The sequence below is a fragment of the Devosia sp. A16 genome, from assembly GCF_001402915.1.
Taxonomy (GTDB): Bacteria; Pseudomonadota; Alphaproteobacteria; order Rhizobiales; family Devosiaceae; genus Devosia_A.
Map to the genome: position 1 here is coordinate 3,694,826 of NZ_CP012945.1, position 26,381 is coordinate 3,721,206.

Sequence of the window (26,381 nt, forward strand, 5' to 3'; positions counted from 1 at the left end):
GCAAGGCTGCCACCTCTTCGCCCTGACATACCGCAGAAAAGGACCCGAAATGACCGATATCATCAGCGGCAATGCCGCGGCTGACAACGATCTCATCGATCTGAGCGCCGACATTGTCTCCGCTTATGTTAGTCACAATGCTCTCAGCGTTACCGACCTGCCCAAGCTGATTGCAGACGTGCATACTGCCCTGCGCAACCTGCAGTCCCCCGCCGCGGCCGAACCGGCCGAGGAGCTGAAGCCGGCCGTCCCGGTGCGCAAGTCGGTTGCCCCCGACTTCATCATCTGCCTCGAGGACGGCAAGAAGTTCAAGTCGCTGAAGCGGCACCTGCGCACCCACTACAATCTCTCGCCCGAAGAGTACCGCGAGAAGTGGGGCCTGCCGGCCGACTACCCGATGGTCGCTCCCAACTATTCGGCGACCCGTTCGCGTCTCGCCAAAGACAATGGCCTGGGCCGCAAGGCCGCCTGATCGGCTTCAGCCTGATCGTCGACGGTTTGCGTGGCCGCTCCGGAAAGGGGCGGCCACACTGTTTTCCGGAGTCGAGTGTTAGGGCGGCTGGTCAGCCTTGAGCGCATAGTTGGCGAACAGTTGGCCGCACGCCGCGTCGATATCGTTGCCGAACGAGGCGCGTACGGTCGCCTTGACCTTGTGCCGGTTGAGGATCTCGCCGAACCGCCAGGCGCCCGCCTTGCCGATGCGCGCAAACGCCTCTGGGGCCGTCGCCACCTCGTTGAACCGGATCAGCGAGACGTGCAGCAGTTGGCCCTGCCTGAATCGCGCAGTCACCAGTTGCGCCAGGGCTCGAGCGTGTTCGTCGCTGTCGTTGACGCCACGGATCAGCACATAGGCGATGTAGGCCTTGCGGCCGGTGGTGCGGACATGCCGATCGAGTGCCTGCATCAGTTCCGCGATCGGATACCTGCGATTGATCGGCATCATGGCGCTGCGCTGCTCGTCGAAGGGCGAGTGCAGCGACAGCGTCAGGTTGACCTGCGGAAACTCGCGCGCCAGCCGGTCCATCTGCGGCACGATGCCGATGGTGGAGACAGTGATGCGGCGCGGGCTGAGGGCGAACAGGTCCGGTCGCGTCATCAACCGGATGGCATCGAACGTATGGACGTTGGAGAGCGCCTCGCCCATGCCCATGAACGAGACGCTGTCGATCACCCGGCCGTTGAGGTGGAAATCGAGCAGCTGATCGGTGATCTCGTCGGCCGTCATGTTCCGTAGCAGGCCGACGCGACCGGTGGCGCAGAAGCTGCAACCGAAGCCACAGCCGGATTGCGAGGAGATACAGAACGACTCCCAGCCGGCCTGGAACTTCAGGGCGACGGCCTCGACGCGCTTGCCGTCCGGCAACCCGTAAAGCACTTTTTCGGCCTGTTCCGACTGCCGCATGGCGACCCGTGTGAGGTCCACGACATCGTCGTCGAGGTGGGACGCAAGACCGCGTCGCAGGCGTTCGGGGAGGACCACCATCTGCGAGAAGCGGCCGATCCGGTCGCGGAAGATGGCTTGCATGACCTGCCGGTAGCGGAAATCGGGCGCCCCCTGGTCGCGCAGGTATTGCCAGATGCGATCGTATTTGCTGGTGAAGCGAGGGGAGAAATCACTGGAAAAGGACACGACTGTTCGTCCGCGGGAATGTGTTCACATTCAGCGGCGACCTGCCGGGACTCAGCGATTTGCTTGGGGCAGATGGCCGCAACAATCAGGAGATCGTTGCGGCGTCCGTGTGTGCTGGTATTGGCGCCATTTCCTGCGTCAGGACCTCGTGCTCATTTCGCGCGCCGACCGTCGATGGGAGGTTCGCGAGTTGCGCTTTCTTAGGCCTCCAGGCCGTCAGTGACAAGCCGCGCCGTCAGGCTCAGAGCCGGTCGAGCAGCGCCTCGGCGATCGGGGCGGCAGGGCTGGTCGAGATCACTAGCATTTCACCGGCGTCACGATAGATCGGAAAGCGCTCGCGAAACTTGTGCTCTTCCGATGCCCGCTCGAGGCCGAAAGCCACGGGCGAGCTGCCGTTCGACGACGACGGCTGTGGCGATGTCGATATCCAGCGACGGCAGGAGCGTGATGCCGTAGCCGGCGGCAACGATCCGGCGAGCGGATGCCCGGTCTGCAGATTGTGGCGGCGAGGCGAGAAAACCCGAAGAGGTCACGAAGATGCTCGGCGCGGTCGACGCGGTCGTGAGCCGGTTGGCCAGGGCAAGATTCTCGGCCCGATAGCGTTCATAGCCATGGGCGGCGATGAACGGACCGATGAGTTCGAGCTCTTCGCAGAACGCCAGGTCGAGGTCGATCAGCGGCCAGCTCAATCGCTGCGCCAATTCCCGACCGAGCGTCGATTTGCCGACGCCGCCCGGCCCCAGCAGGAAGAGCGTTTCGCCCGGCCTCCAGCGCCGGCGAATGACGATATGAGGATGGTCGGAGTCCATGCCGCATTGGACCGGGCGTCCCGCGCTCCGTCAATCGAAGCGCCGGATCGGTGGACGCTGCTTGTTTCGGCGAGAGCTGCGGCCAACGCAATCTGTGCGTTGCCGGGCAGCGAGTCGTCGTGCAGTGTCCTGCGGCCGATGCTGGAGTGGTGATTTGTTCCCCTGGATTTCAGACCTGCTGTCGCCGACCATCGGCGTGTTCCGGTTGCTGCGCTCCGACCTGCTGCTCATCGCGCTGGGCTCGTGCGCGGCGTTCCTGATCACCGTGCTGGGTATTCCCCGCATCGCCCGATACCTGCCGCGCGATCGCGGCCGGGCCTTCGCCGTGGATGCGGACAAGAGCGTCGGCAAGCCGATGGGGGCCGGCCTGTTCTTCGTTGCGGTGTTCGCGCTGGCGGTCGTGCTGTTCCTGCCCTGGCGGCTCGACGTGTTGCTGTTCGTCGGTGTCATGCTGCTCGCCTCCGGCATCGGCCTCGTCGATGACGCGACGGGCGGGCTCTCGGAATACCAGCTGGCGCTGTTCGATTTTCTGGTCGCGGGGCTCTCCGCCTGGTTGCTGGTGAGCGGCGAGGGCACGCTCGCCCTCTGGCTGCCGCTGATCAGTGGCTCGTTCGAGTTGCCCACCTTTGCCGTATTCCTGATCTTCACCGCCGTGATCTGGATCTCGATCAACGCCACCAACTGCAGTGACGGTGTCGACGGGCTGTCGGGCAGCCTGAGCGTTGTGTCGTTGGTGTTCCTTGCCTTCCTGCTCTACGGGGTCGTCGGCGACAAGGCCACGGCGGGCTACCTGCTGATTCCGTTCGATCCGCGGACGGGGTTGTGGGCCAGCCTCGCCATCATCATGGTCGGCGCGGTGGCCGGCTACCTCTGGCACAATGCACCGCCCAGCACCGTGCTGATGGGCGATGCCGGATCGCGGCCTCTCGGCCTGCTGATCGGCGTGCTGGTCTGCGCCAGCCACAACGTCCTGCTCATCGTGGTCGTCGGCTTCGTCATTCTTGCCAATGGCGCCACCGGCATCGCCAAGCTGGCGCTGAAGCGCTTCTTCAACGTGCTGGTGCTGGGGCGCGTGCGCTTTCCGCTGCACGATCATTTCCGCAAGGAAGTCGGCTGGACGGGCTCGCAGGTGCTGGTGCGCTTCGTCATCGCCCACCTGATCGTCTCGGCCCTGCTTTACGCGCTGCTGCTGAAGGTCCGCTGACCCCGTCCGCGTGATCCGGCGCGCGCTCAGGCCCGGGGCAGGGCAACGCGCGGGTCGTTGAGCATCAGGCCGGCAGCGCCTCGTGCAACCAGCGCCCGCGCCTGCTGCGCATCGATGTCGCCGATCGCCCGGCCGGTCCCTGGGCCGCCGACCATCACCAGGACCGGCACCCCCAGCGCCCGCGCCGCTTCGATCCGTAGGTGGCTGGCATCCTGCTGCCACAGCCGCACCCAAGCTCCGCCCGAAGCGACGAATTGCGGGATCTGATCGGCCGACGCGAGCAGGCCGAGCTGCACCAGGGCGGGAGCAAGCCGGCCAACAAGGGCCTGCGTCTCGAGCGATCGCACGCCGATGGCGATGCTGTCGTCCACCTGGCGGGACTCGAGGAGGCGCAGCAGGGCCCGAACGTCTTCGGGATCGTGCAGCTTGAGGTCGAGGAGCATGTTGCAGCGCCCTCGCGTCCGCTCGAGCACATCTTCGAGCCGTACCGCAGCATCCGGCGCCAGGTGGCGGAGTTGCTGGTAGGTGATCTCCGACAGCGCCACGTCGAGGCCGGCCGTGTGCTTCAGCGTTTCGTCGTGGTGGCAGAGAAAAACGCCATCCTTCGAGCGCCTGACGTCGGTTTCAACCGCGTTTGCGCCATCGGCGATGGCTTGCTCGAAGGCTTCCGCCGAGCTGTCGCGATGCCGCGCCGAGGCGCCACGGTGCGCCACGACCCAGGTTCCATGCTCAGCCTGGCGGAACGATGTCCAGCTTGCGGTGAGCAACGCGATCCCTCCCCAGGTGCGGGGCGGCTGTTTCAGGCCGCCAGCGCCTTGGCCTCACTGCGGATGCGGTTGACCATGGCGACGAGGCCGTTGGAACGCTGCGTGGTCAGGTGCTCGCGCAGACCCAGTTCGTCGAAGATGGCGATCGCGTCGGTTTCGGCGATCTCGCGGGCGGGGCGGCCGGAATAAAGCGCGATCAGCACGGCGACGAGCCCACGGACGATCATCGCGTCGGATTCGCCGCGATACTCGAGCTGCGCGCCGTTGTGGTTGGACACCAGCCAGACCTGCGAAACGCAGCCATGCACCTTGTTCTCGGCATTTTTCTCGCTCTCGGCGAGCGGCGGCAGCGCCTGGCCCAACTCGATGATGTAGCGGTAGCGGTCTTCCCAGTCGTCAAGGAAGCTGAGGTTTTCGGCGATCTCGGTGAAGGCGGCTGGGTTGGTCATGCGGGATAGATAGGGGAGCGGGCCGCGAATAGCGAGTGGCGAATGGAGGCCCGGCGCCTCCCGCTGTTTCGACAAGAAGAGAGCCGCAGTGCGGGGCAGCGCACTGCGGCTCGGCCAGGGATCGCGGCTGGAGTAGCGTCGGGGAAGTGACGCAACCCCTGGCTCAACCCATCCGATCCGGTCGCGGTCGGGGGAGCGGGACCGGGATGTTCGACGTCATCTGCATGGGGGTGTCGACGGACGGGAGCTTGCTGCCGGCGAGCACGGTGAGCGCGGCCTTGCCGCCGGCGCATTCGAGCGTGCTGCAATCGCTGGCCAGAACCTGAGAGACGATCGCCTGCTGGCCGGCCTTGAGCGCCTGCGCCGAAGCATCGCCGGCGGTCTTGCCCAGGTCGAAGTCCTTCGGCGCGATGATGACGAACATCACCGTCAGCCAGAATGCAGACCTCAACAAGAACATCGCCGCCTCTTCCCGTACCGGCAGTCCACCTGCCATGTGTTGCGACGGAGGCTAGGCGAGGCGGCTTAAGTCCGGTTTCGGGATTTCGATAAAATTGTCGACAAATGCCTCCGACCGTCGGCGGCCCGCAAAGGGGTCTGGCGAATCCCTTGGCAAAGCCCCGGTCAAGCGGCAACTGCCGGCCTGTCGGAAGCCGCCAACCGGTGCAACGAACTGTTTACGCTAACCCCAGAAAGCCCCTGCGCAACGCCCTGGATCGCGTGCGCAACCACCCGCCCGGCCCTTCCCCTTAAACCCGCATTAGGCGTTCGGGTGGAAGCTCCTGACAACAAGAAAATGGGCGGCGGGGCGGTTGGTTAGAGTAATGCGTAGCCTTTGGACATGGTTGAGCGATGCGGTGCGTCGCGCATGGCGCACCGAGCCGGTGCGGGGCGCCGGAGGGCGTCCTGAAGCCCTGCGCCGACAGGCCATCGCCACCAATGCCAGGCTGGCCCTGATCCTCAGTTTGATCGGCATGCCGGCGGCGCTCTATGCGCTGACCCAGTCCGTGCTGCTGCCCTTCGTGCTGGCGACGACTGGCGTCGCGGCGGGCGTGCTCACCATGGCTTGGTGCCAGCGCGGCCAGTACGAGCGCGCGGCCGCCGGGCAGGTCTATGCGACGCTGCTGTGCGGCGCCCTGCTGACGGTGGCTGACCCGGCGATCGCCGATTTCGGGCTCGCGGTGGCCGTGCTCGCGCCCGTCCACGCCTCGCTGCTGACCCGCACCCCGGTCAAGAAGCGCGCCTGGGCGATCCTGCTCGCCGTGGTGGCGCTGGGGGTGCTGGCGAGTTTGGGCATCTTTGCCTGGCCGCAGCCGTTCCATTACAGCACCACGCTGATCGGCGGCCTGGTGTTCGCCGTCACCGCAGCGATCGTCGCGCACTCGGCCAACCGGCTCAACACGGTGTTCGAGGTCTACGAGAAGGCGCAGATCAACGCCTACCGCCACCTGATCGAGCATGTGCAGGACGCCGTGATGCGTTTTGCCGGCGACGGCACCGTGCTGTTCACCTCGCGCTCGGCCGAAAAACTGTTCGGCTGCCGCCGGTTCGAACTCAGCGGCAATGGGCTGGTCGAGCGCATCCACGTGATGGATCGGCCGACCTACCTCACCGCTTTCGCCGAGGCCAACCAGGACGGCCAGACCCGTCGCGTCGAGATTCGCATGCGCCGCGATGAGCCAGGCCCGTCGGCGGCGGCGCCGCGCTATGTCTGGGTCGAAGCGTCGCTTTCGCCGGTGGTCGATGCCGACGGGCCCGGCGCCCGCAACGAGGTTGTGGTGCTGCTGCGCGATGTCACCGAGCGGCACGACTACATGCACGAGCTGCAGCGGGCTCGCAAACTTGCCGAAGAGGCCTCGAGCGCCAAGTCGCGTTTCCTCGCCACCATCGGACACGAGCTGCGCACGCCGCTCAACGCCATTGTGGGTTTCTCGGAGATGATGACCTCGGGCGTCGTCGGCGAACTCAGCCCGCAGCACAAGGAGTATGCGACGCTGATTCAGCAGAGCGGCCATCACCTGATCGACGTGGTGAAGATGCTGCTCGACATGAGCCGGCTGGAGGCCGGCAAGTTCGAGCTGACCACCGAGGCGATCGCCCCCGAATCGCTGGTCGAGCCCTGCCTGAAAATGATCGATGCCATGGCTCGGGATAAATCCGTGCGGCTGATGACCGATATCCCGCGCAGCCTGCCCATGCTGATCGCCGACGAGCGCGCCTGCCGCCAGATCCTCATCAACCTGCTCTCCAATGCCGTGAAGTTCTCCAACGAGCATTCGGTGGTGACGCTCGCCATGAAGCGCCAGGGTCGGCACCTCGCCATCTCCGTCGCCGACCACGGCATCGGCATGGGCGAGGAATCGGTGAGCCGAATCGGCGAGCCGTTCTTCCAGGCCCAGGATGGTCTGGCGCGCCGCTACGAGGGCACCGGGCTGGGTCTGTCGATCGTCAAGGGACTGGTCGAACTGCATGAGGGAACGCTGCATGCCAGCTCGTCGCCGGGGGAGGGGACAGTGATGACTGTTCTGCTGCCGATAAACGGTCCGGAAACCAAGCTGGGGGAAACTGCTGACATCACCCCCCTTCACCGGGATCCGGTTCAGCAGCAAATGCCCACCACATGGCACGACGAAAGAAAAAGAGCCCTATGACGGCAGCAACTCTTGCGCACCTGCCCCTGCAGGTCGGCGGCGTCGCATTGGCCCAGGCGGGCCGTGCGGCGCTCTGGGTCATTGCGCGCTACATGCGCTCCCCCCTCACCAACTCCGCGATCGCCGCCCTGGTGCTGACCACTGCCATGGCAGGCTCGAACGCCTTGTTCGGGCAGCGCCTCGAGCATCCTTCGCCGCTGTTCGCGCCGGCCGTCGAATCGTCGGCCGGTGCGGCCGAGATCGAGCCGGTGATTCCCAAGACGCGGCCAAAGAGCTTCGTGATGACCGCCCCGGCCAAGGTGCAGCGCCAGGTGGCGCTTGCCTCGGAGCCGGTTGGGGCCTCGGGCGGGCCGATCGGCAACAAGGAAGTGTTCGAGGTGCAGCGCAAGCTCGAGCGCCTGCAGCTCTTCACCGGCACTGTCGACGGCTACTACGGCCCGCAAACCGCGCGCGCGCTCAAAAAGTTCGAAGAACTGCGCGGGCTGAAGCCCACCGGCGAGTTGACCCGCGAGATCATCGAGATGGTGCTCGCCGCGCCGCTCTCTACCCCGGCTCCACAACCCGCTCCGGTCACCGCGCCCGTCGAAGCTGAAAAGCCCGCCGCCCAGGTGACGCTACCGCAGGCGCAGTCTGCTCCGGTGGCAACCGAGCAGCCGACCGCCACCCAGGTGAAACCCAAGTCGCTTGCTGCCATGGAGCAGCCCAAGCCGCTGGTTGCCGACATCGAGACCGGCTCGATCGCGCCGACAAAACGCGCCACCGGCAACATTCTGCTCGGCCGGCCGGTGCCGAAATCGCCCGAGGCCGCGCTCGAGATGGCGGCAGAAACCGCCGGCGACGCCATCAGCACCATTGTCGACGGCGTACAGTCGATGACCATGACCACGCCACCCAAGGCTTTGCCCAAGCAGCCGGTGGCGCAGCAGTTCGCGGCCCAGTCCAAGGCTCTGAGCACCGCCGAGGCCGCGCCCGCCGTCGCCCTGGTCCCGGAGTCCACCGCCAAGGTCGCCGCGGTGCGCACCGAGGTCGCGGCTCTGCCGGACAAGCCGCAGGTCGGTGTGCCGCTGAAGATCGAGGAGCCTGCGCCGCCCAAGCCGGGTGAGGCGATTGCCGTGCTCGACACCGAGGCCACGCCGGAACAGCTGATGGCGCCGTTCTCCGTGACCGATCCGGTGATCGTCGCCAAGGTGCAGCGCGGTTTGGCGAGCCTCGGCTTCCTGCACGGTCCGGCGGACGGCGTGGCCGGCGAGGCGACTGCCAAGGCGATCCGCAACTTCGAGGTCTACTTCAACTACAAGGTGACGGGCCGCATCTCGCCCGAACTGCTCGACCTGCTCGTCGACAACGGCGCCTCGATCTAGAGCGCTGCGACAGCTGGCGCCGTGGCGGGTTTTCCGGCACAGGTGAGCGATGTTTCGCACCGACCTCTGGGTTTCGGCGTTCGTGCGCCGGCATAACGATATCGGCCACCTCTGCGTGGTGTCGCGCCGCGGTGACCCGATCGCCGGGCAGATCTTCGTCGAGGTCGATCACCTCAACGGAGAAGTGTCGCTCTATACCCCCGCGCCGGCGACCAGCCTTGCCGAGGACAGCGAGGATCGGGTGTTCCAGCTGCGCTTCGACCATGTCGCACCGGACAAGGTGCGCGAGCGGATCGCCAGAGAGCACGATTTCGACCCGGACCTCTGGGTCGTATCGCTGGAACTGCGCAGTGGGGATCTGGGGCTGGAGCTGGCGCGAACCTAGCTCGCCCGCGCCCCGATCCGGGCCAGCGCCTCGATCGCCTGGTCGACCACCGGGTTGCGCTCGCGCGTCTGCGGCGCTGGGATGCGGCGGCGCTCGACCTCGAACGGCTTGTATTCCGGCTTGGTCAGGTCGAGCAGGTTCACTTCGCCGCGCCAGGCGCTCATCAGGAATGCCGTAGCATCGACGCTCACGGTCTCGAAGAGCTTGGAGAACTGTGCCAGTGCCTTGGAGCGGTCCTCGTCATGCGAGGTGGCATGGATCAGCACCTTGAGCCCGTCCGTGGCGTTGCAGCCGAAGGCCCGCAGCACCACGAACAGTGCGGCGCCCGAAGTGTCGTGCGCGATCTGCCCGCAGCGCACCTCGTCGAGCCCGGTGATCTGGTGCAGCAGCTTGGTGACTTCCGGCCGCCGGTTCTCGGAGAACAGCTTCATCAGGGCGCGGGTGAGTTCGCCGGTCGCTACCGACAGCTGTTCCAGCGTGCGTTTGATCGGCGCCGCCGGCGTCTGGCGCTGTGCGAAGGCGTTGATCACCTTGACCCGGTCGGTCTCGCCGAGGTCGAAAAACGCCGGCGCCAGCAGGCCCGCATCGAAGTCTTCGCGCGCCGCGAGCGACCAGGCCACCTGGTGGTCCATCTGCGCCGAGCGGGCGAGGGCGCTGAGATAAGGGCCGCGCGGCACGATCGCCGTATTGGTGGCGATGGCGCGATAGACCTTGCGGCTGTTCATCTGGAACAGGCGACCGAGCACATTGGTGGAGAGGTCGGCACGCCGGGCCAGCGCGGCGCCGAGGGTCACGTCATTGGACGAGATCACCTTGAGCATGGTGCCTTCGGAGAGTTTCGGCGCCGAGACCAGGAAATCCGGCAGGTCGTCCCCGAGGTGCCGCACCACCAGCTGCTCGAGCTCGGGCGACAGGTCTTCGGAGCGCCCCAGGGTGGCAGCGGCCTTGGCGCGGGCGGCCGGCGCGGCGGCTGGGAACAGGCGCTGGGCGAGCGCCGCAAACTGTTCCATTTCGGCACTGGTTGGCCGTCCGCGGCGCGCAAACGCGTCGCACGCCGCACAGAGCAGCGTGTTCGTTCGATCGACGCCGCCCGTCTCGATGAGCAGCTGGAACGTCTCGTAAGGCTGGAAACCGATCATAATTCGCCCTGCAAGGCCCCAGGATTCGGGCCTCGACCACCGGTTCGACTATTTCAGGCAAATCGTTAGCGAACTGTTAACCTTGACGAACTCTTAATGGCTTTCATCGGGTCCCTGCGTCGCTCCCGATTTGCCGATGGAAATGGGTCCCCGGCAAGCATCGCCCGCCCGCCCGGAGGCAAGGTTGGGAAAGTTGGTTCAACTACCAAAGCGTGGACGCACGAGAACGCGCTCCCAATCGGCGGGCACGGGTGAAGTGCTGCTGTTCACCGGAGTTCGCTATGAGCGGAGTGGGGGCTCCTCGCCGCTGCCGGACAAGCCGGTGGGAACGGCTTCGGGCGGCAAGCGCCGCCGTGGCTGACGGGCGTCTGGTTCGTGCGCTGGGGCTGGCGCTGCTGCTTTGCGTCGGGCCTGCGGGCGCGCATGAACTCGGCGATTTCGGCCGGGTGAAACCGGGCGTCCTCAACGACACGATCATCCCTGAGACCGACCGGGTGATGCGCCGGCTGGGCAACCAGCCAGTGTCGAATTTCAACATCACCGACGAGGAACGCGAGATGCACGACCGGGTGTACCGGTTTCTCATCGCGCGGCATGCCAGGGACTGGGCCTTCGACTATGAGCAGGTGATCTTCGTCGCCGGGGTGTTCAGCTCACGGCCGGACAAGTTCGACCTCTATTATCGCTGGCTCAGCAACGAGCGCTACGCCTCGTCGCGGGTGCGCTACAACACCATTGCCGACGATATCGGCGCAGACCTGCTAACCCTGCCGGCCACTTTCAAGGCGATCTGTGCCGTGATCGAGATCGACCGGCAGCGCGCGGTGGCAGCGACCGAGCTTACCGATGTCGAAGCGCCGATGCTCAAGCAGGTGCGTCTGCGCAAGGCGGAGAACGACCTCTATGTCGGCCGCTTCGTCGCCGCGCTCGGTTATCGCTATGGCTCGTACAGCTATGCGCTCGACCATTTCCTCGTCGAAACGCCGCACGGCGAGGCGGTCAACGTGGACGAGCGGCTGAGCCGGCTCGCCGGCTGGGTCGATCGCGCCGAGGCCTTCGATTTCTGCGGCGACGGCTGGGACGATGGCAGCGGCGGCAGGGGCGCTATCCCCGGCCGTGTGCTGATGGACGCGCCCAGCGAGGGCGAATACCGAAAATAGGCCGCGACGTTTCGGACCGTCAAAAATGCCGCTAGGTCGGGATCGTGCCGCACTTGAGGTTGCCGAGCGCCTTCTCATAGCGCGACCGCATTTCCGGATGCGGCGGGGCGAGGCGGACAACGACGAACAGATCGTCTTCCTTGGCCTCGACGATGAGCAGGCCCTCGGCGACCTCGAGCTTCTGCTCGGCGAGCAGGCGCGTCTGGGCCGGGTTGAAGATGCCGAGGTCCAGCGCGGTGCCGACGCCGTCGCGATTGGTGGTCGAATAGACCACCGTGCCGGCGCGGCTATAGACCGCCACCGACCAGAAGGCCTGCGGGAGGGTGCCGCCGACCGATGCGGGTCCATGCCTGAGATCGATCCGGCAGACCGCATAGGCCAGCTCCGGGTCGAGCCGCAGCGGGTTGGGCGTGGCCGGCGTGACGGCCGGCAGCACCGTTGGCCCGGCTCCGCCGCCGACCGCCGCCACTTGGTCCCAGGCCGAGGTTGCCGACAACACCGGCAGACTGAGGATCACCGCGATATGGATGATGCCGCCCAACACCGCGCCGGCCAGCAACCAAAGCAGCGTGCGGATCATGCGCAGGTCTCCCGGATGATCGCCGGAAGCGTCGCGACATCGGCGCCGACACCCGCCAGACTCGAGGTGTCGTAGAGCGTCAGCACCAGATCGAACGCGCCGTCACCGGTGATTTCGAGCCAGTTCTGCGGCGACAGCGATTTGGAGACATAGAGTTCGACCGATCCGTCGCCGGCCCGGCTAAGCCTGGCGCTCTGGAAATCGACGGGGCCGCCTTCGCGGGTGATCGGGCGCCCATCCTCGGGGGCCACCGGCACCAGCGTCCAGAAGCGGGCTGCCGGGGTGCTGCCGTCGATGCGATAGCGGCAGGCGCGGTCGAGCCGGCGGTTATCGCTGTCCGTCGTCGCGACGAACTGGATGCCTTCGCTGGCGCCGAGCTCGAGGGCGCCAGCCCGGGCGATGAAGGCGCGGGTATAGGGATCAGGGGCCGGCACGCCGACATCGCGCCATGCCGACCACGGACCGATTTCGATGGCGCCGAACAGCCGGCCATCGCTCAGGGCGTACCAGCTGAGGCCGAAGCCGACCGCTAGTGCGACCACCAGCATGGTCCCGAGGTGAACAAGAAAGCGCAACGGTTACAGCGCCTTGGCTGGAGTGGGGGACGTGACCGTCAGCGCCGCCTGGCTACCGGCGCCGCCATTGAGCGCATCGCGCAGCCGGTCGGCGACCTCGAGCAGCTTGTCGGCCGCGCCGGGTTTCAACCCGGGGGGACGCTCGACGACAGGGGCGATCGGCTGGCCCTCCTCGGCATTGGCAATGACGAACGGCGCGGGCTTGAAGTCGACGCCTTCGACCGGTTTGACTTCGATATTGGTGTGGGCGTAGGCCATGAACTTCTGCCAGGCCACCGTCGGCAGCAGGCCGCCGGTCAGCTTCTTGGTCGGCCGATAGTCGTCATTTCCGAACCAGACGGCCGCTACATAGTTGCCGGTGAAGCCGCAGAACCAGGCGTCGCGATACGATGACGTGGTGCCGGTCTTGCCTACCGACGGCACACCGTCGATCAGCGCCCGGCGGCCGGTGCCGCTTTCCACCACGGCGCGCATCATCCGGTTCATGTATTTCACGGTGCGCTCGCTGACCACGCGTTCCAGATGGGCTTCGGGATCGGCATCGAAGATCGGCTCGCCCGAGAGGGTGGTGATGCGGGTGATGCCGTAGGCCGGCGTCTTGTAACCGTGGTTGGCGAACACCGCGTAGGACGACGCCATGTCGATGACGCTGACCGAGGCCGCGCCGAGCGCCAGCGAGCGGGTAACCGGGAAATCGTTGGTGAGGCCGATCTTGTGCGCGAAGTCGGCGATCGGCTGGCGGCCCATCTTGATCGACAGGTTCACCGGCACGGTGTTGATCGACTGCTGGAACGCCGAGATCAGGCTGATCCGGCCGACCGAGTTGCGCGAGTAGTTCTGTGGGCACCAGTTGCCGATGCACTGGGTGGCGCCTGAAACCACGGTGTCGGGGTCGTATTCCGGAATCATCTCGAACGCCGCGCCATAGTCGAACAGCTTGAACGCAGAACCCGGCTGCCGGTTGGGAACGATCGAGCGGTTGAACTGGCTCTTGCCGTAATCCACCCCGCCCACCATCGCACGGATCGGCCCGGTGGGCTCGAGCACCACCATCGCCGCCTGGCTGACATTGTAGGCCTCGCCCTGTTCGCGCACCACCGAGGTGACCGAGTCCTCGGCATAGGACTGCAGCACCGGATCGATGGTGGTGCGCACCACGAAGGTGTTGGAGGTCGTGCTGCTGGTTTCGATGATCTTCTTGGCCTCCTCGAAGGCGTAGTCGAGGAAGTAGTTGGGGGAGTTTGCCTCCGCCGAGCGATCGATCGGGGTCGCGGGGTTGCGCCGCGCCGCGGTGACCTGCCCCTCGGTGAGAAAGCCGGCGTCGACCAGGTTGGAAAGCACCAGGTTGGCGCGGCCGCGCGCTGCCGCGAGGTCGACATGCGGCGCATACTTGGTCGGCGCCTTGAACAGTCCGGCGAGCATCGCCGCCTCGGCCAGGTTCACGTCGGTGATCTTCTTGCCGAAATAGAACTCGGCTGCCGCCGCGGCGCCGAAATTGCCGCCGCCCATATAGGCACGGTCGAAATAGAGCTTGAGGATCTCGTCCTTGCTGTAGTGCCACTCCAGCCAGACCGCGAGGAACGCCTCCTTGATCTTGCGCTCGAGGGTGCGCTCGGAGCTCAGGAACAGGTTCTTGGCCAGCTGCTGGGTGATCGAGGAGCCGCCCTGGGTGGAGTTCTCGCCCTGGGCGTTCGACATCAGCGCCCGGAGCGTACCGATCGGATCGATGCCCCAGTGATCGTAGAAGCGCCGATCCTCGGTGGCGAGCGCCGCCTTGACGAAATAATCGGGCAGCTTGTCGAGCGGGTAGGAATCGTCGGAGCGGATACCGCGGCGGCCGATCTCGTTGCCGTAGCGATCGAGGAAGGTGACGGCGAAATCCTCGGCCTTGTTGAACCGGCCGGTCGCCGTGGCATCGAATGCCGGCAGCGCCAGCGCCGTCATCAGCACCATGCCGATGGCGAGGAAGCTGAAGCCGTCCGAAAGGATTTCGACGAACAGCCGCTTGAAGCCGGAGATGCGGAAACGCGAGAAGAAATCCTCGACCCGGGTGTAGCTGCGTCCCAACGATTGGCCGAACTCGTACATCGCCGAGTCGAGCCAGGCGTCCGCTGCCAGCATGCGGGTTTTCTTGCGCCGCTTCTCTTTGTGGTAGAACGGATCCTGCACCGAAAACTCCGCAGCGTACCAAGGCCTTGAATCTCCCCAATTTGGGGCGCATTGGCAAGGCAGTCGCTCGAATATGATCAGCCGGCGCTTTGCGCAAGCCGAGGAGCGCCAGGTGTGGCAGGGCAGGGGAAAACCGCTCGGTTTTCCCCAAGGCCGCGCCCGCTCGCATAGAGGACGTTCTGATGGCCTTCTGGGAAGAAAAGACGCTCGAGGAAATGACGCCGGTGGAGTGGGAATCGCTCTGCGACGGCTGCGGGCGCTGCTGCCTGATGAAGCTCGAGGACGAGGATAGCGGCGATATCTACGTCTCCGATGTCCGTTGCCAGCTGCTCGACGGTGAAAGCTGCCGCTGCTCGGATTATCCCAACCGGCTCAAGCTGGTTCCCGACTGCATCAAGCTGACGCCCGAGAATGTTCGCACCATCGAGTGGATTCCGCGCACCTGCGCCTATCGGCGGATCGCCGAAGGCAAGGGGCTCGCCTGGTGGCATCCGCTGGTCTCGGGCGACCCCGAGACGGTGATGGCCGTCGGCGTCTCGGTGCGCGGCCGCACCGTGCCGGAACAGTCGGTGAGGCCGGGCGAGTGGGAAGACCATGTCGCCGACTGGCCCAACTGGGAACCGCCCGAGGAGATCTAGGCCGCGCGGCGTCGATCAGGGCTCGCGATGCGCGATCCAGGGCATCTGGGTGGCGAACTTGCCGCCCGATACGTCGACCATGGTGCCGGTGATGTAGGATGCGAGGTCCGACGCCAGAAAGCAGATGAGATTGGCGACATCCTTGGGGCTGCCCCAGCGGCGCAGCGTCAGGGTGTCGAGCAGCCGGTTCTTTTCCGCGTCGGTCCGCTCGGCAAAGCGGTTCATGCCGGTGGGAATCATGCCGGGCGCGTAGCAGTTGACCGTGATCTCGTGTGCGCCCAGCTCGCCGGCGAGCACCCGGGTGAGGCCTTCGACCCCTGACTTCGAGGCCGCATAGGCCGCGCCGCCGATCGAGGGGACGATCGCCGCAAACGATGCGGCGTTGAGGATGCGGCCGGAGCGCTGCCGCTTCATCACCGGGATCACCGCCTGGCACATCAGGAATGTGCCCTTGAGGTTGACGTCCATATTGAGGTCCCAGGTGTCCTCGGCCAGCTCTTCGACCCGCGCCCCGCCGGCGACGCCCGCATTGTTGACGAGGATGTCGATGCGGCCGAAGGCCTTGTCGACCGCTTCGACGACCGCCTTGTTGTCCTTGGCCTCGCGCACGTCACAGCGCAGCTGCAGCCCGCTCCAGCCGTTGCGCTGCCACTCGGCGGCCGCCTCGTCGAGCAGATCCTGGCGAATGTCGGTAATGACGACGATGGCGCCTTCGGCTGCGAGGGTTCTGGCGATCTCGTTGCCGATCCCGCGGCCGGCACCGGTAACGATGGAAACCTTGTTTCTGAGGTCGATGAGCATGTTCAGAGCACCTTGCAGATGAAAACCGATAGGGAGGTCCGGCGCGTACCGCCGGGCTCGAAGCGTCGGCGAGGAAACAGATCCGGGCGCGTCACAGCGGGATCTCGAGCTCCGGTAGACCGGCGGCTCTGAGGCGAAGCGCCGCCGGGCCGTCGGCCCGCACGAAGACGATCAGCCGGCCCTCGAAGCTCCGGCGCTCGCGCACCGCATAAGGCGTGTTGTCGCCGAGGTCGCCGCTTTCGAGAAACAGCAACTGGGCTCCGGTCGCCTCGGCGGCGACGATCAGCTCGTTGCGGGCGATCTCCCCACCGGCGTCCCGCAAGGTGCACTCGACCTGGATGACGCCGTCGTCGGCAAGTCCGGCTGCCGTGTAGCGGCGCGTCGCTTCGTCCGGGGCGCGCCAGACCGTCGCTTCGATCCGCACCGCATCACCGCGGGGGCCGAGCGCATCATGCGCCACCACGTCGCCGCCACGGCGAGTCTCGAGCAGTAACGGGGCGGCAGCCGGCAGAGGCCCCGCGACCCAGTAGCCATGCGCCGCGTCGTGGATCAGCGGCACCTCGGCGCCGCCGCAGCTCAGTCGCGGCTCACCGTTCGAGAAACAGATGACGTCCACCGTCCCGCCGGCGATATCGTCCCAGGCCCGCGCGATCGGGTGCGACCACAGGTTCTTGGCCTCGTCGCCGCGCTTGCGGGTGGCGATATAGGCGACGGGCTCGTCGGACCACCAGCTGCGGCGCAGTTGCGCGCTGTGTTTGGGGAAACCGGCAAGGGTCAACAGGCCTGCCCGCGAGCCGTGGTAGGGCCAGCGGTCGGTCTCGCCCAGGTAGTCGATCCCCGTCCACAGGTACTGGCCGCTGATATAGGCATTGTCGACCACCGCCCGCCATTCCGGATAGCCATGGCCGTTCTCGCTGCCGACGATCGGCTGGCCCGGGAACTTCCGGTGATCGGCCGGGTAGAGATGTTCCTTGTAGTTGTAGCCGACGAGATCGAGCGGCTCGAGGAAGCCGGTATAGCGGGAGAGCTCCGGGAAGGCGGCGCCCACCGTCACCGGGCGGGTTGGGTCCTTGCCTTTGACGATGGCGGCGAGGCGCCGAGAAATGGTGGCGAGCCGGCGCGCATCGGGGCGGTTCGGATCATAGGCGCGCTGCTTGGCCGATTTGTTGGCGTCGTTATTGCCGGTCATCGCCTCGAACATGGCGCTGGCATAGGGATCGTTGGGATAGTCGATCTCGTTGCCGATGCTCCAGGCGATGATCGAGGCGTGGTTGCGGTGCGCGTCGACCATGTTGAGGAGGTCGCGTTCGCCCCACTCGTGAAAGTCGCGCGCATAACCCTGGTGCCGCGGCGGATAGACATTGTGTCCCTGCCACCACTTGTTCTTGGCGTTCTCCCACTCGTCGAACGCTTCGTCGATGACGAACAAGCCGAGCGCATCGCAAAGGCGATAGAGCTCGGGCGCGTGCGGGTTGTGCGCCATGCGCACCCCGTTGCAGCCCAGTTGCTTGAGTGCGAGCAGCCGGCGCAGCCAGACCTCGGATGGCACGGCGGTGCCGAACGGGCCGGCATCCTCATGCAGGCACACGCCCTTGAGCGTGCGCGGCTCGCCGTTGATGAAGAAGCCGTGCTCGGCATCGAAGCGGAACGTCCGGATGCCGACGGTCTCCTCGTAGGCGGCGCTTTGGCCGCTCCCCCAGCTCAGTATGCTGGTAAGGCGGTAAAGGTTCGGACTGGTATCTGACCAGAGTTCCGGCTGCAGCACGGTGGCAATGGCAACGCTGTCCGCCGTTGCACCTGCGGGCAGATCAAGCGCCGTCTCGAAGGTTATGCTGCGCCCCGACGACAGCGCGCGCAGCTCGTGGCGGACTGCCACCTTCACTGCCGTTGCGGTGCCGTTGACCAGCGTCCGTGTAACGCGGACCGTCGCCTCGGCCGGATCCGCCGACAAGGTTTCGAAGCGGGTGCCATACTCGGCGATCCGCACCGGCTGGTGCAGCTCGAGCACCACGCGCCGGTTGATGCCCGAGCCATTGTACCAGCGGCTGTCGGAGATGTCGGTGTGTTCGACCCTGACGCTGATCACCAGGTCGTCGCTGTTGGCGTAGGAGAGAATCTCGGTGAGATCGAACGAAAACTCGGCATAACCCGACGGGCGCCCGCCGACGTGATAGCCGTTCACCCACACCCGGGCGTTCTTGTAGACGCCATGGAACTTGAGCCGCACATGTTTGCCGGCGATGTCGCCAATCGATGCCAGCGAAACGTGGGCGCGATACCAGCCGATACCGCCGGGGAGGTACCCGGTGCCGCTCGAGTAGTGCTCGCCGAACGGCTGCTCGATGCTCCAGTCATGCGGCACGCTGACGGCCCGCCACCCGGAGTCGTCATAGCCCTTGGCCCAGGCGTCGGGCTCGTCCGCGAGGGTGAACTGCCACTGGCGGATCTCGAGTTGGTGCATGAAATTGAGGCCCTTATGCCTGCTCGACCGGCGACGCGGCGATGTATTTGCTGAAGACGCGGCTGAAGAGGTGGCCGTTGGCGACGGCGATGCCGGCAAAGCCGATGCAGAACCAGAACAGCCCGTAGCCCGTCGCCTGCGGGAAGAAGACGGTGACGGTGATCGAGAGCGCGATCAGCGCCAGCGCGGCGAGGGCGGTGAACGGGTGCTTCCAGGATAATAGTCGGGCGTTGCGGAACACCTCGCGGGTCTGGCCCTCGAAGCTCGCGAGGTAGGGAAAAGCGAACAGTGCCATCACTGCGAGGTTGAAGGCGAGCACATACCAGGCGGCGAGCAGCAGCAGCTCGGCCAGCGGGCCGAAGGTGAGGTTGGTGACGACGACGTACCAGGCGGCCAGCACTGCGGTGAGCCCGACGAGCACCAGGCCGACCAGCGTCGCCTGCCGGAAGTTGCGGCGGAAGGAACGGAAATAGTCGGAACTCACCGAGTTGCATGCGCCGCTCGCGATCCGCATGGCGGTGAAGTTGAGCGCCGTAAGCGAAGCGCCCAGCGTGAACAGCGGCAGCGCAGTGGCGATGAAGATGAAGTTGAGGATCATCACATCGGCGAGCCGGGTCAGGGCGCGCATCAAAGTCGAATCTGCCGAAAACAGCGTTGCCATGCGCGATCCTCCGCCGGAGCGAGATCCCGAGAGGTGCAGACCCTCCCGGTTCGATCCCGCGACAAACAAGGGGCTTGGGCTGGGCGGGCATGAGACCCGCCCAGCTCGAGGTCGCGGATCAGAGGCCGCGGGCCGCCTTCCAGGCGTCCATGTCCGCCTGGATCGAGGCGCGGGCGTCCTCATAGCCGACGTCTTTCAGCTTCTGGCGCATCTCGGCGACCGCCGCCGCCGGGTCGTCGAACTTGCCGTATTGCAGTTGCGGGATGTACTCGGACAGCACGCCCGCCATCGCCGCCAGCGTCGGATCGATGTTCTGCTTGTTGATGATCAGCGTGGAATAGGGGTAGTCCTTCGCCGTCGCATCGAGCTTGGCGATGATCTCCGCCCGGTTCGGCGCCTGTGTGGTGCGCGGCAGTTCGAACTCGTCCATGCGGCCCCACCAGTAGTCGGTGCCCAGGCTGTCGGTCGAGGAGTCGTAGCCCTCCGGATAGCCCAGCTTGCCGTCGGCGGTGATCACGTAGTCGACATCCTTGATGCCGAAGTTGAACAGGTCGTAGATTTCCTTGTCGTTGCGGATCAGGTCATAGACCTGCAAGGCCTTCTCCGGGTGCTTCGAGTAGGCGCTCACCGCCATGGCGCCGTGAGTGAAGATGTCCTTGAAGAAGTTGCCGTTTTCCTGGCCCCAGTAGAAGAACTTGGGATCGGAGCCCGGCTGCTTGGTGCTGAGGTTGTTGACGATGTCGTTGACGAAGGTCTGCGTGTGGTGCTGGTCGGTGCCGGACAGGCCCGCATACAGCTCCTCGCGCGTGTCGCCGTCATAGTTCAGCGCATCCTCGCGCCACACCCCGATATCGTTCCACTGCTTGGCGAGCTTGGCCGCTTCGATCAGCGCATCGCCCTCCATATACCAGGAGGTGACCGTGTAGGGATTGGCGGCGGTGGTGTGGAACGGTGTGTAGTTGCCGGCGCTGATCCCCTGGATGGTCTGGAAGTCGGTGTGGCCCTGGATGTATCCGGTGAGCGCCGCTTCGTTGGCGCCTGCCACGTCCCACGGATAGGCGTCGGGCTTGTTGGCCTTCACCCATTCGAAATACTTGGTGAAGTCCTCGAACTTGGTGATCTCGCCGTTTTCGAAACCGGCCTCCTTGGCCCAGTCGCCGCGGTAGAAGAAGCCGTGGTTGGTGTACTGGGTGTAGTTGTCCTCGGGCATGAAATAGATCTTGCCGTCGGCCAGCTTGGTGAGGTCCCAGTGCCCGTCGGCCTCGACCTGCGCCCAGGTCTTGGGGGCGTTGGCCTGCAGCATTTCCGGCGAGAGCGGCAGGAAGGCGCCCTTTTCGGCGTTCTCCCAGGCATAGAGCCAGTCGGTGGCGGTGGCGACGAGGTCGACATTGTCATCGCCCGACAGCAGTTGCACGTTGTACTGCGTCTGCCAGTCGGCCCACTCGATGTAGAACAGGTCGAGCTTGGCATTGGCCTTTTGCACCAGCAGCTCGTTGAGCTTTTCGAGCATCGCCTCGAGCCGGCCATTGGTGGGCTTGTTGCCCATGGTGAGCATGGTGATCTCGGTGGGCGCATCCTGCGCCAGCGCAGCGGCGGTCAGCGCCGGCATGCTGATGCCGATGGCCAGCAGCGCGGCCCCGACCCGAACGACATTCCTTCTTTTCATCTCAGTCTCCTCCTCTGATCTGTTTGACTTTGCTGCCGAGATTTCCCTCAACTCGAATGGCTTCGAGGGTGCGGCCGATCATCGGCGCCGGCCGCGTAGTTGCTGTCGCGCTAGCCTTTCACCGCGCCGATGGTGATGCCGCTGACGAAGTATTTCTGCACGAACGGGTAGAGCAGCAGGATCGGTCCGGTCGCGACGATGGCGCTCGCCATCTTCAGCGTGTTGCTCGGCAGGGCCGTCACGCTGACATTGGAGCCGGCCACCGAGTTGCGCAGCGCGTTGGCGGTGTTGATGATGTTGTAGAGGTGGTATTGCAGCGGTTTGAACTCGACCGTGCTGCCCAGGTAGAGCGAGCTCAGATACCACTCGTTCCAGTAGCCCAGCGCCAGGAACAGCCCGATCGTCGCCAGCGCCGGCTTCATCATTGGCAGGCAGAGCTGGGCGAAGATGCGGAAATCCCCGGCGCCGTCGACCTTGCCGGATTCGATGATCTCGTAGGGCACCGTGCGCATGAAGTTCTTCATCAGGATGATGAGCCATGGGGTCATCAACAGCTGCAGGAACACCGCGAGGTAGTTGCCCCTGAGCCCCAGGTCGCGCGCCACCCACAGGAAGGTCGGGGCGAGGCCGGCCGAGAACAGCGTGGTGAAATAGATGAAGAACGAAATGTGGTTGCGGAACGGAAAGTCTTTCCGGTGCAGCGCATAGCCGGTCATCGAGATGATGAAGAGCCCGATCGCCGTGCCGAACACCGTCATCACGATGGTGACGACGTAGGAGCCGATGATCTGCCTGGGCGCCTTGAAGATCCACTCATAGGCGGCGAGCGAAAAATCCTTGGGCAGGATGCCGAAGCCGGATTTCATGATCGCGGCTTCGCTCGACAGCGAAGCCGACAGCATCAGCACGAACGGCAGCAGGCAGAACAGCGCGAACAGCGTGATGGTGAGATAGGAAATCGAGCGGATCACCATGTCGCTGCCATCGAGCTTGATGGCGCGCGGTTTGGCCGGCCCGAGGCCGACGCCTTCCGTCTCGATCGGGCCGGCGAGTTCAGAAGAGGGCATAGTCTTTGTTGATCCTGCGCACGATCCAGTTCGCCGTCATCACCAGGGCGAAGCCGAACAGGGACTGGTAGAGGCCGACGGCGGTGGAGGTGGTGAAGTTGTTCTGCGCCAGCACCATCCGGTAGACCGAGGTCTCGATGATGTCGGTGGTCTGGAACAGCGCGGCATTGTTGCCCACGAGGTTCCAGAACAGCCCGAAATTGCCGTGCATGATGCCGCCCAGCGAGAACAGCACCAGGATGATGAAGGTCGGCTTTAGGCTCGGCAGCGTCACATAGCGGATGCGCTGCCAGGCGCTTGCGCCGTCGACCGTCGCCGCCTCGTAGAGGCTGCGGTCGATGCCCATGATCGCGGCGAAGTAGACGATCGAGCCATAGCCGGTGGATTGCCACAGATGCACCAGGATGATGATCAGCGGCCAGGCGCCGGCGGTGGAGTAAATTTTTATCGGGTCGCCGCCGGTTTGCCTGATCAGCGCGTTGAGCGCGCCGGTGTCGTAGTTCAGCAGGTTGAAGGCGATGACGCCGACCAGCACCGACGAGATGAAGAACGGCAGGAACATCGCCGCCTGGCTGACCTTCTTGAACCAGGCCAGCCGCACCTCGTTGAGCATCACCGCAATCGCGATCTGCAGGAGGTTGCCGAGCACGATGAACGCCAGGTTGTAGAGGATGGTGTTCCGCGTCAGCATCCACAGCTGCCCGGACTTGATCAGGAATTCGAAATTCTTGAAGCCGACGAACGGGCTGCCGAAAATTCCGTCGCGATAGTTGAAATTGGTGAAGGCGATCCAGGCGCCCGGCAGCGGCATGTAGTTGAAGACGACAAAGAAGATGATCGCCGGCACGCACATCAGCAGCAGCACTTTGCTGTCCGCCAGCTGGCGCCAAATGGACTTGCGTCCTCGGGCCGTATCCGGTCCTGACATCTTCCTCCTCTCTGCCGTCGGCCGCGGCGTCCCTCCAGACGCTGCCACCCGGACCGACGGATCGGTTCCAAGCTGGCCTGCAGCCGACTGCGCCCCAGGCTTTTTCGCCCATGGTCGGCTCAGTCAAGTCGAGCGGGTCTCCCTCCCGCCGGCCTTAGTGTTAGCCGTGGGACGCGTCGCGCGCAAGATTTTCAGTAAATATTTAGCTCGCTGTCTGAGCGGCCGGAACTCTGGTGCTGCCACGCCAGCGGATGGAGGTCGCCAGCGTCACCCGCTTGGGCAGATCGCGTCCGCCCATGCGCTCGAGCAACAGCTCGACGGCGCCTTCGCCGATCTCCTCGGCGGGCAGATGCACCGTGGTGAGCGGTGGGTTGAGGAATTGCGCCACCGAGATGTCGTTGAAGCTCGCCACCGCGATGTCGTCAGGGATGCTCAGGCCCATTTCGTGAATGGCGCGGTAGGCGCCGACCGCCATGTTGTCGTTGGCGGTGATCAGCGCATCAGGCCGATCGCGCTGCGAAAGGATCTGGCGGGTCAGCATGTAGCCGCTCTCTTCGGTCTTGCCGCCGGTGAGGCAGATGCGTTCGTCGAACACGCCGGCTTGCTTCGCCCATTCGATATAGGCACGGCAGCGCCGCTCGACCTGGGCGGGGGCCACGCCGTCATAGACGTCGACCCAGCCGGCGAAGGCGATCCGCCGATAGCCCGCCTGCGACAGTTGCTGCAGGAGCTTCCGCGTCGCCAGCATCAGGTCGGACTCGACACAGTCGAGCTCGTCGGTGGGCGGGCTGAAATCGGCGAACACCAGGTTGCGGTTGTGCCGCTTGAGCCAGGCGATCTCGTTCTCGTCGTGTCGGCCGATGGCGATGATCCCCGAAGCGGCACGCAGCAGCGAGGCCTCGGGCAGGCTGTCGGTATGATAGACCTTGATGGTCTCGATCTTCAGCGCCTGGCAGCGGCTCTCGATCCCCAGCCGGAGCCCGACGTAGTAGGGATCGACGAATTCCTGGTCGGGTCGCAGGTAATGCACCAGCGCCACCTTGCCCAGCCCCTGCTGATAGGCCCGGTTTCGCGCCCTGGGCGTCTCGTATTTCAGCGCCTCGGCGGTTTCGATGATGGCCTGCCGGGTCTTCGCCGTTACAGACAGGGTCTGGTCGAAATTGAGCACCCGCGACACCGTCGCCGACGACACCCCTACAGCTTTGGCGATTTCCTTGATCGTGACCACGACGCCTTCCCCCGCAACCGGGGAACCTGCTTAGGCAAAAAGCGCTGCCCTAGGCAAGCGCCAAGCTCGGGCGGGCGGCTGGGCTCGCCTGCCGTCAAAGCGGCAAGCCCTGTTCCACAATCCCCCGGAAATAGCCGATGCCGAACGGGATGGCCGCATCGTTGAAGTCGAAGCGCGCCTCGTGCAGGCCGGCGCTGTCGCCGTTGCCGATCTGCATGATGTTGCCGGGCCGCGCCTCGAGCATGAAGGCGAAATCCTCAGAGCCCATCAGCGGTTTCAGCGCGTCGTTGACGTTGCCCTCGCCGACCAGCGCGCGCGCCACGCGCACGGCGAAGGCGGTTGCTTGCACATGGTTCACCACCGGCGGGAACATGCGCCGGTAGCTGACGGTGGCTGTCGCGCCATAGGCTTGGGCCACACTCTGTGCGATGGCGCTGACTCGGGCCTCGATCAGGTCCCGAACCTCGGGGTCGAAGGTTCGGGCAGTGCCGCCCATCTCGGCCACGTCGGGGATGACGTTGCCGGCCTTGCCGCCATTCAGCCAGCCGACGGTGACGACAGCGCTCTGCTGTGGATTCACGTTGCGCGACACGATGGTCTGCAGCGCCAGGATGATGTTGGCGCCGACCACCAGCGGGTCGACGCTGAGGTGCGGGTCGGCGCCGTGCGCCCCCTTGCCCTCGATCCTGATCCTGAAGCCATCGGCCGATGCCCCCAGCGGGCCCGCTGCGGTGGCGAACCGACCGATCGGCAGGCCCGGCTCGGTATGCATGGCATAAATCTCCGAGATGCCGAACCGACCCATCAGGTCGTCGTCGACCATCGCCTTGCCGCCGCCGCCGCCCTCTTCGGCCGGCTGGAACACCACAACGGCGGTACCATCGAAGGCGCGTGTCCGCGCCAGTTCGCGCGCCGCGCCGAGCAGCATTGCGGTATGGCCGTCATGACCGCAGGCATGCATCACGCCCTGGTTGGTCGAGATCCACGGTGCCGTGCTTTCTTCCTCGATCGGCAGGGCGTCCATGTCGGCCCTGAGGCCGATGGCCCGGCCGCTGGTCTGTCGCTGGCCGTGAATGACGCCGACGACCCCGGTTCGTCCTATCCCGGTTACCACCTGGTCGCAGCCGAATTCCGTGAGCCGCGATGCGACCAGCCCCGCCGTTCGACGGACCTCGAACTGCAGCTCGGGGTGCGCGTGCAGGTCGCGACGCCACTCGACCACATCGGCATAATCGGAACCCTCGGCCTCCGGCATCTCGCTCGCCCCCCTTGGAGCGAGCGATGATATGGGATTTCGGCACCCCGACAACCGTGGGCGGCTCGGCTCGCGGAGAAAGTCGCATCGCCAATGTCCTTTTCGCCAAACTCGTTCGTCGCTTCATGCATAGGCCGCATCGGCCACCACACGGAAGGAAGACGAAAATGAGAGAACTGATCCTCAAGATGTCGATGTCGCTCGACGGCTTTGTGAGCGACCTCTCGGGCACCAACACCTGGATGTACGGGTCCGACCCGGAGGCGGTTGCCTTCGCGGTGGAGACCACCTGGAACGCGGGCCTCCACATCATGGGCAGCCACAGCTTTGAGATCATGGCGTCGTTCTATCCGACGGTCGACATGCCATTCGCGCCACCGATGAACCAGATCCCGAAAGCGGTGTTCTCCAGCCGGGGCAGGGCGGTCCTCCCGGCGGCGACGGGCAAGGGGAGGGCCGGCGCCGAAAGCTGGGCCGAAGCCTATGTTGCAGGCGGCACGCTGGCCGGCGAGGTCGCGAGGCTGAAGGCCGAGGACGGCAAGCCGATCCTCGCCCATGGCGGTGTCGCCTTCGCCCGCAGCCTGATCGCCGAGGGCCTGGTCGACGAGTATATCCTCGCCGTGCACCCGATTGCTCTGGGCGAGGGCCTGTCACTGTTCTCCGCGCTCGCTGCCCCGGCGCCGCTGCGGCTGGTCGGTTCCAGGGCATTCCCCGGCGGCATGGTGGCGCAGGTCTACCGGCCGGCCCAGCCCGGCCGTGCCGTACCGACTGCCGCCGGCTGAGCGGGCGCCGGTTCA

At 65.5% G+C, this 26,381-nt stretch carries 25 protein-coding genes; 8 read left to right on the forward strand and 17 right to left on the reverse strand.

Features of this window, described 5'->3' with window-relative positions; genetic code table 11:
* Nucleotides 1–49: 49 nt before the first annotated feature.
* Nucleotides 50–472, forward strand: coding sequence for a MucR family transcriptional regulator (locus tag APS40_RS17765; RefSeq protein ID WP_055048325.1), 423 nt, complete (start codon nt 50–52; stop codon nt 470–472).
* 78 nt (nt 473–550) lie between these two features.
* Here APS40_RS17765 and cfr read toward each other — a convergent pair whose 3' ends face one another.
* A complete protein-coding gene (gene cfr / locus APS40_RS17770; RefSeq protein WP_055048326.1) occupies nt 551–1,630 on the reverse strand; it encodes a 23S rRNA (adenine(2503)-C(8))-methyltransferase Cfr in 1,080 nt (359 codons plus the stop codon).
* A 314-nt stretch (nt 1,631–1,944) separates the two neighbouring features.
* Nucleotides 1,945–2,439, reverse strand: coding sequence for a shikimate kinase (locus APS40_RS17775; protein WP_055048327.1), 495 nt, complete (start codon nt 2,437–2,439; stop codon nt 1,945–1,947).
* Nucleotides 2,440–2,593: 154 nt separating this feature from the next.
* Here APS40_RS17775 and APS40_RS17780 point away from each other — a divergent pair, with 154 nt between their 5' ends.
* The gene (locus APS40_RS17780; RefSeq protein ID WP_055048328.1) at nt 2,594–3,643 is read left to right on the forward strand and encodes a hypothetical protein; all 1,050 of its coding nucleotides are present in this window, start codon (nt 2,594–2,596) and stop codon (nt 3,641–3,643) included.
* Nucleotides 3,644–3,669: 26 nt separating this feature from the next.
* On the opposite strand, the gene APS40_RS17785 is transcribed toward APS40_RS17780, so the two are convergent.
* The 3 genes from APS40_RS17785 to APS40_RS17795 all read right to left on the reverse strand — a co-directional run bounded on the left by APS40_RS17785 (nt 3,670) and on the right by APS40_RS17795 (nt 5,283).
* Entirely contained in the window at nt 3,670–4,356 is a 687-nt protein-coding gene (locus tag APS40_RS17785; RefSeq protein ID WP_197279352.1) for a glycerophosphodiester phosphodiesterase, read from the reverse strand.
* An 86-nt stretch (nt 4,357–4,442) separates the two neighbouring features.
* On the reverse strand, nt 4,443–4,859 hold the full coding sequence (locus APS40_RS17790) for a SufE family protein (RefSeq protein WP_055048330.1): 417 nt from the start codon (nt 4,857–4,859) through the stop codon (nt 4,443–4,445).
* A gap of 163 nt (nt 4,860–5,022) precedes the next feature.
* The gene (locus APS40_RS17795) at nt 5,023–5,283 is read right to left on the reverse strand and encodes a hypothetical protein (RefSeq protein ID WP_156342981.1); all 261 of its coding nucleotides are present in this window, start codon (nt 5,281–5,283) and stop codon (nt 5,023–5,025) included.
* Between the two features lie 433 nt (nt 5,284–5,716).
* Between APS40_RS17795 and APS40_RS17800 the strand changes: the two genes are divergently transcribed.
* Genes APS40_RS17800 through APS40_RS17810 form a run of 3 tightly spaced genes read left to right on the forward strand, consistent with a single transcriptional unit; the run spans nt 5,717 to nt 9,256 of the window.
* Complete coding sequence (locus APS40_RS17800) at nt 5,717–7,510, forward strand: sensor histidine kinase (protein ID WP_197279353.1); 1,794 nt, start codon at nt 5,717–5,719, stop codon at nt 7,508–7,510.
* Nucleotides 7,507–8,871: a peptidoglycan-binding domain-containing protein gene (locus APS40_RS17805; protein ID WP_055048333.1), complete on the forward strand. Its 1,365-nt coding sequence runs from the start codon at nt 7,507–7,509 to the stop codon at nt 8,869–8,871. Before APS40_RS17800 ends, APS40_RS17805 begins: the two co-directional genes overlap by 4 nt.
* Before the next feature lie 49 nt (nt 8,872–8,920).
* A complete protein-coding gene (locus APS40_RS17810; protein ID WP_055048334.1) occupies nt 8,921–9,256 on the forward strand; it encodes a DUF1491 family protein in 336 nt (111 codons plus the stop codon).
* On the opposite strand, the gene APS40_RS17815 is transcribed toward APS40_RS17810, so the two are convergent.
* The gene (locus APS40_RS17815; RefSeq protein ID WP_055048335.1) at nt 9,253–10,395 is read right to left on the reverse strand and encodes a DUF2336 domain-containing protein; all 1,143 of its coding nucleotides are present in this window, start codon (nt 10,393–10,395) and stop codon (nt 9,253–9,255) included. The two genes, APS40_RS17810 and APS40_RS17815, sit on opposite strands and share 4 nt — an antisense overlap.
* 353 nt (nt 10,396–10,748) lie before the next feature.
* Between APS40_RS17815 and APS40_RS17820 the strand changes: the two genes are divergently transcribed.
* Complete coding sequence (locus APS40_RS17820; protein ID WP_055048336.1) at nt 10,749–11,555, forward strand: hypothetical protein; 807 nt, start codon at nt 10,749–10,751, stop codon at nt 11,553–11,555.
* 31 nt (nt 11,556–11,586) lie between these two features.
* Here APS40_RS17820 and APS40_RS17825 read toward each other — a convergent pair whose 3' ends face one another.
* The 3 genes from APS40_RS17825 to APS40_RS17835 are packed head-to-tail and all read right to left on the reverse strand — an operon-like array spanning nt 11,587 to nt 14,879.
* The gene (locus APS40_RS17825; protein WP_055048337.1) at nt 11,587–12,135 is read right to left on the reverse strand and encodes a DUF1254 domain-containing protein; all 549 of its coding nucleotides are present in this window, start codon (nt 12,133–12,135) and stop codon (nt 11,587–11,589) included.
* Complete coding sequence (locus tag APS40_RS17830; protein WP_197279354.1) at nt 12,132–12,677, reverse strand: DUF1214 domain-containing protein; 546 nt, start codon at nt 12,675–12,677, stop codon at nt 12,132–12,134. Before APS40_RS17830 ends, APS40_RS17825 begins: the two co-directional genes overlap by 4 nt.
* A gap of 36 nt (nt 12,678–12,713) precedes the next feature.
* Nucleotides 12,714–14,879: a transglycosylase domain-containing protein gene (locus APS40_RS17835; RefSeq protein ID WP_055048339.1), complete on the reverse strand. Its 2,166-nt coding sequence runs from the start codon at nt 14,877–14,879 to the stop codon at nt 12,714–12,716.
* Nucleotides 14,880–15,061: 182 nt separating this feature from the next.
* Here APS40_RS17835 and APS40_RS17840 point away from each other — a divergent pair, with 182 nt between their 5' ends.
* Complete coding sequence (locus APS40_RS17840; protein WP_055048340.1) at nt 15,062–15,517, forward strand: YcgN family cysteine cluster protein; 456 nt, start codon at nt 15,062–15,064, stop codon at nt 15,515–15,517.
* A gap of 15 nt (nt 15,518–15,532) precedes the next feature.
* Here APS40_RS17840 and APS40_RS17845 read toward each other — a convergent pair whose 3' ends face one another.
* The 8 genes from APS40_RS17845 to APS40_RS17880 form a co-directional block, all read right to left on the reverse strand.
* Nucleotides 15,533–16,318: an SDR family NAD(P)-dependent oxidoreductase gene (locus tag APS40_RS17845; protein WP_055048341.1), complete on the reverse strand. Its 786-nt coding sequence runs from the start codon at nt 16,316–16,318 to the stop codon at nt 15,533–15,535.
* Nucleotides 16,319–16,409: 91 nt separating this feature from the next.
* A complete protein-coding gene (locus APS40_RS17850) occupies nt 16,410–18,779 on the reverse strand; it encodes a glycoside hydrolase family 2 (RefSeq protein WP_055048342.1) in 2,370 nt (789 codons plus the stop codon).
* Nucleotides 18,780–18,792: 13 nt separating this feature from the next.
* The gene (locus APS40_RS17855) at nt 18,793–19,440 is read right to left on the reverse strand and encodes a YesL family protein (protein ID WP_055048343.1); all 648 of its coding nucleotides are present in this window, start codon (nt 19,438–19,440) and stop codon (nt 18,793–18,795) included.
* 118 nt (nt 19,441–19,558) lie between these two features.
* Entirely contained in the window at nt 19,559–21,106 is a 1,548-nt protein-coding gene (locus APS40_RS17860) for a DUF3502 domain-containing protein (RefSeq protein ID WP_055048344.1), read from the reverse strand.
* 110 nt (nt 21,107–21,216) lie between these two features.
* Complete coding sequence (locus APS40_RS17865; RefSeq protein WP_082434501.1) at nt 21,217–22,173, reverse strand: carbohydrate ABC transporter permease; 957 nt, start codon at nt 22,171–22,173, stop codon at nt 21,217–21,219.
* Nucleotides 22,160–23,038, reverse strand: coding sequence for an ABC transporter permease (locus APS40_RS17870; protein ID WP_197279355.1), 879 nt, complete (start codon nt 23,036–23,038; stop codon nt 22,160–22,162). Before APS40_RS17870 ends, APS40_RS17865 begins: the two co-directional genes overlap by 14 nt.
* 265 nt (nt 23,039–23,303) lie before the next feature.
* Nucleotides 23,304–24,329, reverse strand: coding sequence for a LacI family DNA-binding transcriptional regulator (locus APS40_RS17875; RefSeq protein ID WP_055048346.1), 1,026 nt, complete (start codon nt 24,327–24,329; stop codon nt 23,304–23,306).
* A gap of 94 nt (nt 24,330–24,423) precedes the next feature.
* Nucleotides 24,424–25,584, reverse strand: a complete 1,161-nt coding sequence (locus APS40_RS17880; RefSeq protein WP_055048347.1) for a M20 aminoacylase family protein — start codon at nt 25,582–25,584, stop codon at nt 24,424–24,426.
* A 167-nt stretch (nt 25,585–25,751) separates the two neighbouring features.
* Between APS40_RS17880 and APS40_RS17885 the strand changes: the two genes are divergently transcribed.
* The gene (locus APS40_RS17885) at nt 25,752–26,366 is read left to right on the forward strand and encodes a dihydrofolate reductase family protein (RefSeq protein WP_055048348.1); all 615 of its coding nucleotides are present in this window, start codon (nt 25,752–25,754) and stop codon (nt 26,364–26,366) included.
* Nucleotides 26,367–26,381: the final 15 nt, after the last annotated feature.